We start from the raw sequence: 13,768 nt of genomic DNA, 5'->3' as shown, positions 1-13,768 counted from the left end.
AACGCCCCGATATATGTCGGGGCGTTCTCGTTAATCTAACGATGTTGCTGGAAATCAGATCCAGTCATCGCCACCACCAAAATCATCGAATCCACCATCCAGGCCTTCATCGTAGGTGGCTTCCTGATAAGTCGGGTCAGCGTATGAAGCATCGGCAGTATCCTGAGCTGCTGGTTCAGCTGTGGCTTGGTTAGCGGACGCAGCCTGATCACTTGCAGATTTATCTGCCCCACCATTCAGCCCAAAAGCGTTGGTGAGAGCGCTCCCCAGCATCATGCCACCTGCAACACCTGCAGCTGTGGTCATAGCCGTCGCCAGAAATCCGCCGCTCGCACCACCACGATTACCCCATGGCCCCGCCGCTTGAGGCTGCTGTGATTGAGACTGTGCGTTCCAAGGCCCCCTGTTACCCTGCTGCGGCAGCGGACGACCGGAAGAAGTTGCCTTCGGTAACTGCTGATTGGGCGGCGTCGAGGCGCCGAAGAGGCTTGCCAGAAAACCACCGCCAGCGGCAGGAGCTGCTTTTGCCTGCGCCACTTCAGCTTCAAGCGCATTCACGCGGTCATTGAGATTAGCTAGCGCCTGCTCCTGAACATGCACAATCTGCGCAAGAAAATATGCCGCACCCGGCTGCGCTCTTAATCGTTCATCGATAAGCGCTTCAACATCGGCATCACGCGGCTGGCCTTCGGCCTGCTTTAATCGGTCGAAAATTCCATTGATGATGTCACGTTCTTGCGGATTCACGTCGCTGTCCTCCTCAAAGCCTGACCACGACAGCCCTGTCGATAAGCCATCCTATAAATAGGTATTACGCAAGCCATCGCCAATGGGAAGCAGCGGATAACATATCTGTGAGCAGTGCCGCACAGCTGGCTGCCAATAACCCATGGTCTTGACAGACATGCCCGATGACCTGTAGCGCCAAGGGGAGTTTTGAGCGATTTTTTGTCCGCTCAGCAACACGCTTTAAGGAATGGCCTGTCATCATGACGTCAATCATCGACAAAGCTACACAAACCATCACCGGCATTGCCGGCATTGCTGATCGTTATGACGTTTTATTATGCGACGTATGGGGCGTGCTGCATGATGGCATTGCGGCCTTTCCGGAAGCAGGCGATGCGCTGGCAAGGTTTCGTGCCCAAGGCGGCACTGTCGTGCTGCTCACCAACGCACCGCGCCCTCATGGTGTGATACGCGTGCTGCTTGAGCGCATGAATGCCCGCCGTGATGCCTATGATGCTATCGTTACATCAGGGGATGTCACACGCGGGGAAATCGCCGCACGGGCTGGCCAACCCGTCTACCACCTTGGACCAGAACGCGATCTGCCCGTTTTTGAAGGGCTGGACGCTCCGCTGACTACGCTCGAAGAAGCAGCCTACGTAGTCTGCACAGGACTCTTCGATGATGATAACGAAACCCCGGCCGATTATGCTGAAAGCCTGCAAGCAATGGCCGCACGCCAGCTGCCAATGGTATGCGCCAATCCCGATCTTGTAGTGGAACGGGGCGATCAGCTGCTTTATTGCGCTGGGGCTATTGCTGATGCCTATGAAAAAATCAGTGGCCATGCAATCTATGCTGGCAAACCACATGCACCGATTTACAAGCGCGCTATCGATATAGCGGCAAGCTTGCGCGGCTCGCCACCAAAGCGCGTGCTTGCGATTGGTGATGCCATGCGGACCGATATCGTTGGCGCGGCCGATGCGGGTTTTGATTCGCTCTTCGTCGCGCGCGGCATACATGCCAATGAGGCGCTCGATGCTCAAGGCAATATTGATGACGGGCAACTGGGCGACTGGCTCGCCGCTCATCCAGCAGCACCGACAATGGCCATAGAACGGCTTGTCTGGTAGACATCTGACGCAATCTGCACCGAAACACCATGACCGCACCTGAACAGCGCACTGATCTCCTCTCCGGCCCGTTTCCCGGCCCGCATCTGGCGCTCGCGCCCTCCCCCGTGATTGCGGGCTATTCTGCGTTACCGAAAGCGCTGGCGCGTCCCGTTATTGCCATCGGTAATTTTGATGGCGTACATCGCGGCCATCAAGCTGTTATTCGCACCGCGCATGAGCTGGCGCGTTCGTTGGGAAGACCCGCCGTCGTGCTGACATTCGAACCGCATCCGCGCGTCTTCTTTGCGCCCACACAGCCTATGGTTCGCATAACACCCGCACCACTCAAAGCCGCCGTGATTCAGGCGTTCGGTGCGGATGGGGTGATCGAGTTTGCGTTTGATGCACCGTTTGCCAGCCTCACTGCGACACAGTTTATCGACGATCTGCTGGTAAGCCGTTATGGCGCATCGGGGGTTGTCGTAGGGCATGATTTCCACTTCGGCAAAGGCCGCGAGGGATCGCCTGCATTTCTGCGCGAGCGTGCCAGGGAACATCATCTGCCTGTCGAGATTGTGGAGCCTGTGGCAGACGGGCAAACCCCGGTTTCATCCAGCGCCATCCGCGAAGCATTGTCAGTGGGCGATATTGCCACCGCCAATCATCTGCTCGGCTATCGCTGGATTGTTCAATCCGAGGTGATTCATGGCGATGCCCGCGGGCGTACATTAGGATATCCAACAGCTAATATGCGGCTGGATTCTGAAAACTGCCTGCGCCATGGCATCTATGCCGTGCGGGCGCGGATTGATGGCATCATCCGTGATGGCGTTGCAAGTTTCGGGCGCAGACCGACGTTTGATGACGGCGCGGCACTTTTCGAGGTGCATCTATTTGACTTTTCTGGTGATCTCTATGGCAAGCGCCCGGCAATCGAGTTTCTTGCCTGGCTGAGACCAGAAATGAAATTCGATAATATCGATGCTCTGATCACCCAAATGCATCAGGATAGCGCCGACGCGCGCGCTATTGCAGCACGGCCACGGGCACAGAATGGCATCTCGCTACTGGGATGATGCGGTGGAATGATCCACATGCATATCTGCAATTGATATTCTGCTTTGCGTCCCGCGTAGGGGACTGCTAGAAGTTTGACCATGAAACACCATGGCTTTTTCACGCCAGTCATACGATGGCATCGGAACGGCATAACCGGCGGGCGAATTAAAGGCCCGGCTCCGGTTACCATGTTGCATTCCTTATCAGCAACATGCGCCGGATCCGGGGGTAGATGAACGTCCTAACGCCTTAGCTCCTAGAGCAATCAATAATCCATCATCCAGACGGCACATGCCGTATTATCGAGACGTTGCCGACCCATGACCGATACGAAAAAGACCGCCGCAGAAGCCTCAGGCCGCGACTACACCGAAACCCTGTTTTTGCCCAAGACCGAGTTTCCGATGCGCGCAGGCTTGCCACAGCGCGAACCCGATCTCCTCGCACGTTGGGAGAAGAACGACCTTTACCGCCAGATGCGCGATGCCGGCAAAGGCCGCAAGCGCTTCGTGCTGCATGATGGCCCGCCCTATGCCAACGGCAACATCCATATCGGCCATGCGCTGAACAAGGTGTTGAAGGATATGGTTGTGCGCTCGCAGTCGATGCTTGGCCATGACGCGAACTACGTCCCCGGATGGGATTGCCACGGTCTGCCAATCGAATGGAAGATCGAAGAGCAATACCGCGCCAAAGGCAAGGATAAGGACGAGGTTCCAGTCGTCGAGTTCCGCCGCGAATGCCGCAGTTTTGCTGAACATTGGGTTGATGTACAGCGCGAAGAATTCAAGCGTCTCGGCGTCGTGGGCGATTGGGATCACCCCTATCTGACCATGGCACTGCCTGCCGAAGCACAGATTGCGCGCGAGATCATGAAGTTCTCCGCCACTGGCCAGCTGTATCGCGGATCAAAGCCTGTGATGTGGTCGGTTGTCGAGCGCACTGCGCTGGCAGAGGCCGAGGTTGAGTATCACGAGCACACATCGCAAAGCATCTTCGTCGCCTTCCCGATCACGGACACCGATGACGCTGGCCTTGCAGACGCACGCATAGTGATCTGGACAACGACTCCCTGGACAATCCCGGCCAATCGCGCCATCGCCTATTCAAAAACCATTGCCTATGGTCTCTATGAGGTGATGGACGCACCTGAAGATAACTGGGTGCGAATGGGTGCAAAACTGCTGGTCGCCGATGCACTGGCTGAGAACCTGTTCAAGGCTGCCCGTGTCACGACATTCCGCAAGGTGCGGGCGATTGATCCGTCCACCATTCGCATGGCAGCACATCCGTTGCGTGGCCAAGGCTATGATTTCGGCGTGCCACTTGTTGCGACTGATTATGTCACGGATGATGCCGGTACTGGCTTCGTGCACACAGCGCCCGGCCACGGCGCGGACGACTATCTCGCCTATCTTGCCAACCGCGCACTCTTTGCAGCTGCAGGCACGGACGAGCTGCCCCACACGGTTGGGCCGGATGGCGCTTATTATCCGCATGTGCCACTATTTGCAGGTGCACGCGTGTTCGATGACAAAGGCAAGGAAGGCGATGCCAACGAGCGTGTGATCACCGCATTGCGCGAGGCCGATGCGATCATCGCCCGTAACCGGTTGAAGCACCAGTATCCTCATTCCTGGCGCTCCAAGGCACCGGTGATCTATCGTAATACGCCGCAATGGTTCATCGCCATGGACAAGCCGATCGAAGGCCCCAATGGCACCACCTTGCGAGAACGCGCACTGAAGGCCATCACCGATACGCAATGGGTGCCAGCATCGGGCGAGAACCGTATCAATGGCATGATTGCAAACCGACCAGACTGGGTCGTATCGCGCCAGCGCGCATGGGGCGTGCCAATTGCTGTTTTTGTGCGTGAAGATGGCGCAGGAAATGTCACCGACCTCGCGCCCGGCGTAGGCTTTGAGCACAACGAAGAACTATCAAACCGTATTGCCGCAGCTTTCGAGGCTGAAGGCGCAGACGCATGGTTCAATGCTGACCCGCGCCGCTTCCTTGAAGGGTTGGTCGATGATGCATCATCCTGGACGCCCGTAACCGATATCCTCGACGTATGGTTCGATTCAGGCTCAACCCATGCCTTCACGCTCGAAGTGCGCGACGACCTGAAAACCAACCGTGTCATCGACGGCGGCAAGGACCGCGTGATGTATCTGGAAGGTTCGGATCAGCATCGCGGCTGGTTCCACTCTTCGCTGCTGGAAAGCTGCGGCACCCGTGACCGCGCACCTTATGATGTCGTTTTGACCCATGGTTTCGTGCTCGATGAGCGCGGCGAGAAAATGTCGAAATCAAAGGGTAACGTCACCGCCCCGCAGGACATTATCAAGACTTCGGGTGCAGATATTCTCCGTTTGTGGATTGCAGCCTCCGATTATTCGGACGATCTGCGCATTGGCCCTGAAATCGTTAAAACCTTCGCTGAAACCTACCGCAAACTGCGCAACACAATGCGCTGGATGCTGGGCTCGCTGCATCATTTCAACCCTGCCAATACGGTTGCTTTCGATGCACTGCCAGAGCTTGAAAAGGCAATCCTGCATCGCTTGTCCGAGCTTGATGAAGAAGTGCGTAATGCAAACGCCAACTTTGACTACAAGCGTATCGTATCCTTGCTATCGGCATTTATGAATACTGATCTTTCGGCGTTCTACTTCGATATCCGCAAGGACACGCTGTACTGCGATCCACAGTCCAGCAAGACACGCCATGCGGTGCTGACGGTCATTGATCAGATATTCCGCACGGTTAGCGTATGGCTTGCACCAATCCTTGCCTTTACAGCTGAAGAAGCATGGCTTTCACGTTTCCCGTCTGAGACCGGCTCGGTGCATCTTGAGCAATTCCCGCAGATCCCGGTGACGTGGCGCAATGATGCCCTCAAGGCAAAGTGGGAGAAGATCCGCGATATTCGCCGCGTTGTGACTGGTGCACTTGAAATTGAACGTGCAGCTAAAAATATCGGCTCCAGTCTTGAAGCCGCACCGCGCGTCTTTATCGCAGACGATGCGATGTTGCATGTGCTGAAAGGCCTTGATTTTGCTGATATCTGCATTACGTCGGCAATTCATGTTGAAAAGGGCGAAGGCCCGGCCGAAGCATTCCGTCTACAGGAAGTGCCTGGCGTTGCAGTCGTGTTTGAGCGCGCTGAAGGACGTAAGTGCGCCCGGTCGTGGAAGATACTGCCTGAAGTGGGCACGGATGCTGATTATCCAGATGTCACCCTGCGCGACGCTGCAGCACTGCGTGAATGGGATGCTGCTCATGCAGCCACGCGCGCATGAACATACATACGCCAATTCCCAAACCAGCTAACAACATGTCGGCACAACGTGCCGGCATTCTTGCGGCGCTATTTACACTTTTGCTTGATCAGGCATCAAAGCTCTGGGTCTATTACATCTTCGACATTGCTGCGCGCGGAATGGTAGAGGTCACGCCCTTCTTCAATATCGTGCTGGTGTGGAACCGGGGAGTTTCTTACGGCCTGCTTCAGCAGGATAGCGAGTGGGGCCGATGGCTACTTGTCGGGGTGTCGATAGTTGCCGCTATCGTACTGGCTGTCTGGGCCTGGCGGGCGAAGACGATACTTGTCGGCATATCGCTTGGCTTGATCCTTGGCGGCGCCATTGGCAATGCAATTGATCGCAGCGTTTATGGCGCGGTGCTGGATTTTCTGCATTTTCACGTCGCGGGTTTCAGCTGGTATGTCTTTAATATCGCAGACGCTGCCATTGTTGTCGGCGTCGTTGGTCTTATATATGACTCGCTTGTCGTAGAACGGCGGAACCGGAATGCACCTGACAAAGATGCGGGTGAAGTATAATCTTTGCCCCGAATTCGCCGTCAACAAACGCGATGGTGGCTCTGACGGCACAACTGGATGGGATGGGATAGGATATGACACGCGTGGATCTGAAGAAAGCCGGTGTTCTGGTCAGCGTAGTTGCAACCACCTTGCTTATAAGTGCAGCCGGCACACGCGCACAGGACAGCGACACCTCAGGTGTCTTCATGAAAGATGTCCTTGGCAAGCTTGGCATCATTGAAGGTGAAGCGCCGCGTATTGATTACCGCGAACGGGCGCCGCTGGTGCTGCCGCCAAATGGTGCGCTTCCTGCGCCACGTACAGGCGCTGCGAAGGCTGAAAGCCACCCGAACTGGCCAACAGACCCGGACGTCGCTGCACGTCAGAAAGCAATTGATGCGGCCAATGCACCTGTTCCAAACAATCGCGACAAGGAAGCAGCACGTGTGCTATCCCCGGATGAAATTCGTAGCGGCCGCCGTGCAGGTGGTGGTGGTGCGCACGAGGCAAACAGCGATGCATGTCACGGTGATGCCTGCAGCGCCCGGCCTGTAAATCCCCGCCAATTGCGTGGCGATGCCCCACGGCGCGAACCTCCGCTCGTGCACGGACAAGAACCCGCTCGCTCAGCTTTGACGCAACCACCAACCGGCTATCGTGTGCCTGCAGGAAATGCGCCATTGCCTGATGCGAAAGAAGCACCAGTGGTGCGCGAAGATGCTGCCAGCCCTTATCAGTTCCTCAACCGGAACAACTAAAGGCGAGCGATAATAAGCAGCAAAAGTAATTTTTGCTTGATTTGATCTGCGATTAGGACGCTACTTGCAGATCATAATTACCAAGCGGTTGCGGCGCAGCTGATTAAGGCCAATGCCTGCTGATGAGTGCTTACTGCGCCTGAAAGCCAGCCATGCTTGACATGACATCTGGTTAACATTCTGATATTACGTGCCTTTCTCCGTTACGTAATACCCTGTCCCTATTCCTGCCTTGCTTCAATTGAGTTTGATGCGTGCCTGATTTTTACCGATTCAAACAGTGAGTTGTGCATGACCAATCCTCCCGGCTTCAGCACCCCCCTTCCGTCTTCCACTGCCAGCGGAAAGCATGCTGCGACGACTGGCGGCGCCTCCAAAGGTGGCACGGAAGTTATCACCCATACGCTTGCTAATGGCCTTGAGATCGTTGTGATCCCGGACCGGCGCGTGCCTGTGGTGACGCATATGGTATGGTACCGCAACGGATCCGGTGATGATCCGGCCCGCAAGTCTGGCATTGCCCATTTTCTTGAACATCTGATGTTCAAGGGCACCAAGAAACATCCTATCGGCGAGTTTTCAAACGTCGTTGCCAGCCTCGGCGGACAGGAAAACGCTTTTACCTCATACGACTACACGGCCTACTATCAGCGCATCGCCAAGGAACACCTTGGTACAATGATGGGCTATGAGGCTGATCGCATGACAGGCCTTGTACTTGAGGATTCGGTCGTGGATCCTGAGCGCCTGGTTGTGCTGGAAGAACGGCGCATGCGCACGGATACCGATCCAGCGGCGCAGCTCTCGGAAGCAGTTGCAGCCGCGCTTTACACTCATAATCCTTATGGCACACCGATTATCGGCTGGCAGCATGAGATTGAAACCCTCGATCGCCATGATGCACTAGCCTATTACAAGCGCTTCTATACGCCAGAAAACGCTATTCTCGTGGTGGCAGGTGATGTTGAAGCAGCGGATGTGATTGCACTTGCGGATAGTACCTATGGCCAGATCCCCGCGCGCGGTGAACGCCCTGTACGCGAACGCCCACAGGAGCCACCCGCAGTCGCAACCAAGCGCGTAACGGTGGCTGATGCACGCGTTGAGCAGCCTTACTTGCTGCGCGCATGGGTGGTGCCATCTGCACGGACGCAGACTGACAACGAAGCTTATGCGCTTGAACTACTTGCTGAAATTCTTGGTGGCGGACAAACATCCCTGCTCTATCGCCACCTCGTGCTCGATCAGGGCGTGGCGGTTGGTGCTGGCGCGGGCTATCACGGCACAATGCTTGATGCATCGCGATTTGATGTTTATGCCGTGCCTGGCCAAGGCGTTACGATTGAAGCGCTGGATGAGGCTGTCGGCAAGGTTATCACACGCTTGATCGAAGAAGGCGTAACGCCAGGGGAACTTGAGCGCGCGCGTACGCGTTTCATCGCCGAGATGATTTACGCGCAGGATAGTCAGGTGCACATGGCACACATCTATGGTTCGGCCCTCGCTATCGGCGAAACAATTGAAGATGTGCAGCAATGGACACAGCGGATTGAGGCTATTGACGCCAAGGCGATTCAGGAGGCCGCACGCCAATTCCTGACACGTCCCTACACAGCAGGCTATCTGCTTCCCGCCTGATTTTTTGTATTGTACCGTTCGAGGTCATCGTATGTCACTTGTCGAGCCAGGCTCCCAAAGTGTTACTTCCACATCAGCCGCTCCACGCGCTGTCCAACGGGTTATTTCGCCAGGCGGCATCGAAGCTTGGCTGGTTGAGGAATATGCCGTTCCTCTCATCGCTATCGATTTCGCATTCAAAGGCGGCGCATCGCACGATGACGCAACCCAGGCTGGTGCATCCCGCATTTTTGCAAGCCTGCTTGATGAAGGCGCGGGCCCTTATGGGTCAGAGGCTTTTCAGGAACAACTTGCAGAGCACGCAATTGAACTTGGCTTCTCTGCCGATCGCGATGCATGGCGCGGCTCGCTGAAGACGCTTTCGCGCAATGCGGATCGCGCGTTTGAACTGCTGCGGTTGGCGATCAACGAACCGCGTTTTGATGAAAGCGCGGTTGAGCGTGTGCGCCAACAGGTATTGGCAGGTCTGCGCCATGAAGCAAACGACCCCGATGCGCTGGCTTCCCGCTCACTATTCCTGAAGGCATTTGGGGATCATCCCTATGCCCGCCCAATCAAGGGCACAATGGAATCTGTGCCCACCCTTACCCGCGATATGCTCGCCGGCATCAAACCGAAGGCATTAACCCGTGGCAATCTTATTGTCAGCGTTGTGGGTGCAATTGACGCGGCAACGTTGTCACGCCATCTGGATGCTGTCTTTGGAGATCTGCCTGCATCCTCCATCCTCCCCCCAACACCGATGGTAACGGCGCTTGCCACGGGCGGGCTGGAAATTATTGATGTTGACGTGCCACAAACGTCGTTACGTTTTGCTGTTCCCGGCTTGCTGCGCAGTGATCCGGATTTTATGGCAGCGATTGTATTCAACCACATTCTGGGTGGCGGTGCCTTTACATCACGTCTCTTCCAGGAAGTGCGCGAAAAACGCGGTCTGGCGTATGGTGTCTCCACTTCACTGGTCACGTTACGCGCTACTGGCCTCATGGTTGGAGGCACGGCGACGAAAAACGAACGCGCGGCTGAATCGCTCTCCGTTATCCGCGAAGAGATTGCACGTCTTACCCATGATGGGCCGGATGCAGATGAATTGACCAAGGCCAAACAATACCTGATTGGTTCTTATCCGTTGCAATTCGACAGCTCTGGCAAAATCGCCCGGCAATTGCTGCAAATCGCTATCGATGATCTGGGCATAGATTATATCGATCGTCGGAACAGCCTGATCGAAGCTGTCACGCTAGCGGACATCAAGCGTGTCGGCGAACGCCTTTTCGGCACGAACCAGCTGCTGGTTATAGCGGCGGGACGACCGGAAGGTCTTTAATATCTCAGGCTTCCTGTCAGGGGCCAGCTCTCATGACAGGAAGCCCGGTTACCACCTCAGTCAGCTTGCGTCAGAGGTGATATTCAAATAGGAGCGATACGTACAACGCTCTGAAAATTAAGGGAGATAGACGGTGTTTGCGCAATCTACGGAACTTGCTCTCGCCTCCAAAATCGGTGGCAATGGTCTGCCAGATACCGCAATTGATGCCGCATTTTCCGCCGTTAAAACGGCCTTGGAGCGTGTGAAGTCTGACGTTAAAGAAGGTCGCCTCCCGCTTGTTGAGGTAGCCAACGGCCACGATGACCTCGCCGCTATTAATAAAGCAGCAAAAGAATTTCTGGACTCAGGTACCGTCACCGACATTGTAGTACTCGGTACGGGCGGCTCAAGCCTTGGTGCGCAGGCATTGGCGCAGCTGGCGTTCTATCAAGTACCGGGCCTGGGCCGGGCAAATCAGCCACGTCTGCATTTCTTTGATAATCTCGACCCGATTACGTTTGGGCTCACGCTGGAACACTTGCCGCTTGAGACGACACGCGTTTTTGCCGTTTCCAAATCTGGCAGCACAGGCGAAACCCTGGTCCAAACCATGAGCCTGTTGAAAGCCTATGATCGTGCAGGCTTACGCAATAAAGTGTCGGAGCTCGTGCTGGGCCTGTCAGAGCCGCGCAAGGAAGATTCAACCAACGCATTGCGCGATCTGTTGGAAATAGAAGGTGTCCGCTTTCTTGATCATCACACCGGCATCGGCGGTCGTTACTCGGTGCTGAGCAATGTCGGCTTGCTTCCTGCGGCCCTTGTTGGACTTGATATCCAGGCGGTGCGCGCAGGTGCGCATGAAGTAATCGCAGCTTTAAAGAATGATGACATTCGCACCATTCCTGCTGCTGCAGGGGCCGCTTTCAACGTCGCTGCTTACTTGGAAGGCAAGAGCATCACCGTGCTCATGGCCTACACGGATCGGTTAGAGCGTTTCACCAAATGGTGGATCCAGCTTTGGGCTGAAAGTCTCGGCAAAAACGGTAAAGGTTCGCAGCCAGTTGCAGCACTTGGCCCCGTGGACCAGCACAGCCAGCAACAGCTTTATCTTGATGGCCCTCACGACAAACTGTTCACAGTCATCACGCTTGATGCCAAAGGCATCGGCCCCAAGATTGATCCAGAACTTGCTGCGCGCGCGGGTCAACCCGGTTTTGCTGGCAAAACGGTGGGCGACCTTGTTGCAGCCCAAGGTCTTGCGATGGTGGATACATTTGCCCGTAATGGCCGTCCTGTTCGCCAGATTCGCCTGAAAAAACTTGACGAGAAGAACCTCGGCGCGCTGCTGATGCACTTTATGCTTGAGACAATCCTGTCTGGCTATGCACTTGGCATTGACCCATTTGACCAACCTGCTGTGGAAGAAGCCAAACTTCTTGCCAAACAATATCTGGCGGAAGGTCGGGGCTAATCAATGGCAGTACGGCGCCTTGAACCAATATTGATCGATCGCATCGCAGCGGGCGAGGTCATCGAACGCCCTGCTGCAGCTATCAAGGAGCTGGTGGAAAACGCGCTTGACGCTGGCGCCCGCGCTATCGAAGTGGTGATTGAGGCTGGCGGCAAGCGTCTCATCCGCGTCACCGATGATGGCTGCGGCATGTCGGCACAGGATCTGGAACTGGCCGTTGAACGCCACGCCACCTCCAAGCTGCCAAACGGCGATCTGTTTGATATTCGCTCTCTCGGCTTTCGTGGTGAGGCCCTGCCATCAATCGGTTCAGTAGCACGGCTGTCGATCCTGACGCGGAACGCAGAAGATGCCAACGGTTGGTCGATTGTCGTTGATGGTGGACGCAAGGAAGCTGTGCGACCTGCGCCCGCAAAACAAGGCACACGCATAGAGGTGACGGATCTGTTCTCCGCCACCCCGGCGCGGCTGAAATTCATGAAGACCGACCGCGCAGAAGCGCAAGCCGTCGCAGATACCATCAAGCGGCTGGCAATGGCTCATCCGCAAGTGCGCTTCACCGTTGCCGGCGATCATCTCACAACCATCGATCTGCCAGCCGAGGGGGATGATCGTGAAGCGTTGCTGCGACGCCTTGCACGAATTTTAGGGAGCGATTTCGCACCAAACGCCCTCCCCATCGACGCCGAGCGTGAGGGTGTGATCGTGACAGGCTTTGCGGGCCTGCCCACTTACCATCGCGGTACAGCAGCGCATGTACACGCCACCGTTAACGGACGACCCGTGCGCGATAAACTCGTTTCAGGAGCAGTGCGCGCTGCTTATATGGATTTCCTCCCCGGTGATCGTCATCCGGCACTTATGCTGCGCATTGATTGCGATCCGCATCTGGTGGATGTCAACGTGCACCCGGCAAAATCAGAGGTGCGTTTCCGCGATCCCGGTCTCGTGCGTGGCCTCATCATTGGCGCGCTGAAGCAGGCGCTGGTGGCTGCAGGGCATCTGGCATCATCAACTGGAGGCGCGCGGGCACTGGAGGCACTGCAACCGCGCGTGGCGCATGGGTCTTCGGATATGCGTATTCACTCAGGCATATCAGCATTTTCCACGCCGGAGTCTGCAAGAACACGCCCCACACCCGCAAGCTTTGAGCAATGGCAAGCGCCCGCGGGTTTTGCGGAAGCTGCGCAATCGGCTTTCCGTCACTTTCCGCCACCCGCTGCCGATGCTCGCGCGACTGAAACTGCTGTCATTGCAGAAGATGTAGCACAGCCGCTCGGCGCTGCGCGGGCGCAGATCCATGAGAATTATATTGTCAGTCAAACGACAGATGGCATCATTATCGTGGACCAGCACGCAGCGCATGAACGGCTTGTCTATGAGCGCTTAAAGCGCGAACGCGCGGCAAACGGCATTGCACGACAATTGATGCTGATTCCCGAAATCGTTGAACTCGACGCCTCTGAAGCAGATCGCTTGCTTTCTCATAGCGAAACGCTCGCTTCGCTTGGCCTTGTTGTCGAGGGATTTGGCGCTGGTGCCGTGGCAGTACAGGAAGTGCCGGCCGTACTTAATGGCGGGAATATAAAGGCGCTGGTGCGCGATATCGCCGACACTTTGACCGAATGGGGTGATGCCCGCGCACTCGAAGGGCGGCTTGACCACGTGCTCGCAACAATGGCCTGCCATGGCTCGGTTCGCTCGGGCAGACGCCTGCGTCCGGAAGAGATGAACGCTCTCTTGCGCGAAATGGAAGCAACGCCATTTTCAGGCCAATGCAACCATGGTCGCCCAACTTATGTTGAGCTGAAATTATCCGATATTGAGCGCCTGTTCGGCCGAACATAAAGCGGGTTT

10 protein-coding genes are annotated in these 13,768 nt (G+C 56.0%); 9 read left to right on the top strand and 1 reads right to left on the bottom strand.

The annotated features are described in order from the left end of the window. Positions 1 to 54 precede the first annotated feature (54 nt). A complete protein-coding gene (locus VRZ32_RS00115; RefSeq protein ID WP_414523422.1) occupies positions 55 to 747 on the bottom strand; it encodes a DUF2076 domain-containing protein in 693 nt (230 codons plus the stop codon). Positions 748 to 989: 242 nt separating this feature from the next. Here VRZ32_RS00115 and VRZ32_RS00110 point away from each other — a divergent pair, with 242 nt between their 5' ends. The 9 genes from VRZ32_RS00110 (at position 990) to mutL (ending at position 13,759) form a co-directional block, all read left to right on the top strand. Next, positions 990 to 1,865 carry a TIGR01459 family HAD-type hydrolase gene (locus VRZ32_RS00110; protein ID WP_414523421.1) on the top strand — a complete coding sequence of 292 codons (876 nt, stop codon included), beginning with the start codon at positions 990 to 992 and terminating at the stop codon, positions 1,863 to 1,865. A gap of 29 nt (positions 1,866 to 1,894) precedes the next feature. After that, positions 1,895 to 2,923 (top strand): bifunctional riboflavin kinase/FAD synthetase, encoded by a 1,029-nt coding sequence (locus VRZ32_RS00105; protein WP_414523420.1) that lies wholly within the window; start codon positions 1,895 to 1,897, stop codon positions 2,921 to 2,923. A 303-nt stretch (positions 2,924 to 3,226) separates the two neighbouring features. Continuing rightward, positions 3,227 to 6,211, top strand: a complete 2,985-nt coding sequence (ileS, locus tag VRZ32_RS00100; protein WP_414523419.1) for an isoleucine--tRNA ligase — start codon at positions 3,227 to 3,229, stop codon at positions 6,209 to 6,211. Between the two features lie 35 nt (positions 6,212 to 6,246). Then, a complete protein-coding gene (gene lspA, locus VRZ32_RS00095; RefSeq protein WP_414524985.1) occupies positions 6,247 to 6,753 on the top strand; it encodes a signal peptidase II in 507 nt (168 codons plus the stop codon). Positions 6,754 to 6,827: 74 nt separating this feature from the next. After that, on the top strand, positions 6,828 to 7,493 hold the full coding sequence (locus tag VRZ32_RS00090) for a hypothetical protein (RefSeq protein WP_414523418.1): 666 nt from the start codon (positions 6,828 to 6,830) through the stop codon (positions 7,491 to 7,493). Positions 7,494 to 7,784: 291 nt separating this feature from the next. Next, on the top strand, positions 7,785 to 9,131 hold the full coding sequence (locus VRZ32_RS00085) for a M16 family metallopeptidase (RefSeq protein WP_414523417.1): 1,347 nt from the start codon (positions 7,785 to 7,787) through the stop codon (positions 9,129 to 9,131). A 31-nt stretch (positions 9,132 to 9,162) separates the two neighbouring features. Continuing rightward, positions 9,163 to 10,458, top strand: a complete 1,296-nt coding sequence (locus VRZ32_RS00080) for a M16 family metallopeptidase (RefSeq protein ID WP_414523416.1) — start codon at positions 9,163 to 9,165, stop codon at positions 10,456 to 10,458. A 133-nt stretch (positions 10,459 to 10,591) separates the two neighbouring features. After that, positions 10,592 to 11,911, top strand: a complete 1,320-nt coding sequence (locus VRZ32_RS00075; RefSeq protein ID WP_414523415.1) for a glucose-6-phosphate isomerase — start codon at positions 10,592 to 10,594, stop codon at positions 11,909 to 11,911. A gap of 3 nt (positions 11,912 to 11,914) precedes the next feature. After that, positions 11,915 to 13,759 carry a DNA mismatch repair endonuclease MutL gene (mutL, locus tag VRZ32_RS00070; RefSeq protein WP_414523414.1) on the top strand — a complete coding sequence of 615 codons (1,845 nt, stop codon included), beginning with the start codon at positions 11,915 to 11,917 and terminating at the stop codon, positions 13,757 to 13,759. Positions 13,760 to 13,768: the final 9 nt, after the last annotated feature.

Origin of the sequence: Pseudochelatococcus sp. G4_1912, assembly GCF_047501465.1 — a bacterium.
Classification (GTDB): domain Bacteria; phylum Pseudomonadota; class Alphaproteobacteria; order Rhizobiales; family Beijerinckiaceae; genus Pseudochelatococcus.
Note: the sequence above shows the minus strand (reverse complement) of the source record. Positions and strands in the feature narration are given on the sequence as shown.

Bases quoted from the DNA above. Each gene is read 5' to 3' on its own strand.
- VRZ32_RS00110 (WP_414523421.1), top strand. From the start codon at position 990: ATGACGTCAATCATCGACAAAGCTACACAAACCATCACCGGCATTGCC.
- VRZ32_RS00105 (WP_414523420.1), top strand. From the start codon at position 1,895: ATGACCGCACCTGAACAGCGCACTGATCTCCTCTCCGGCCCGTTTCCC.
- ileS (WP_414523419.1), top strand. From the start codon at position 3,227: ATGACCGATACGAAAAAGACCGCCGCAGAAGCCTCAGGCCGCGACTAC.
- lspA (WP_414524985.1), top strand. From the start codon at position 6,247: ATGTCGGCACAACGTGCCGGCATTCTTGCGGCGCTATTTACACTTTTG.
- VRZ32_RS00090 (WP_414523418.1), top strand. From the start codon at position 6,828: ATGACACGCGTGGATCTGAAGAAAGCCGGTGTTCTGGTCAGCGTAGTT.
- VRZ32_RS00085 (WP_414523417.1), top strand. From the start codon at position 7,785: ATGACCAATCCTCCCGGCTTCAGCACCCCCCTTCCGTCTTCCACTGCC.
- VRZ32_RS00080 (WP_414523416.1), top strand. From the start codon at position 9,163: ATGTCACTTGTCGAGCCAGGCTCCCAAAGTGTTACTTCCACATCAGCC.
- mutL (WP_414523414.1), top strand. From the start codon at position 11,915: ATGGCAGTACGGCGCCTTGAACCAATATTGATCGATCGCATCGCAGCG.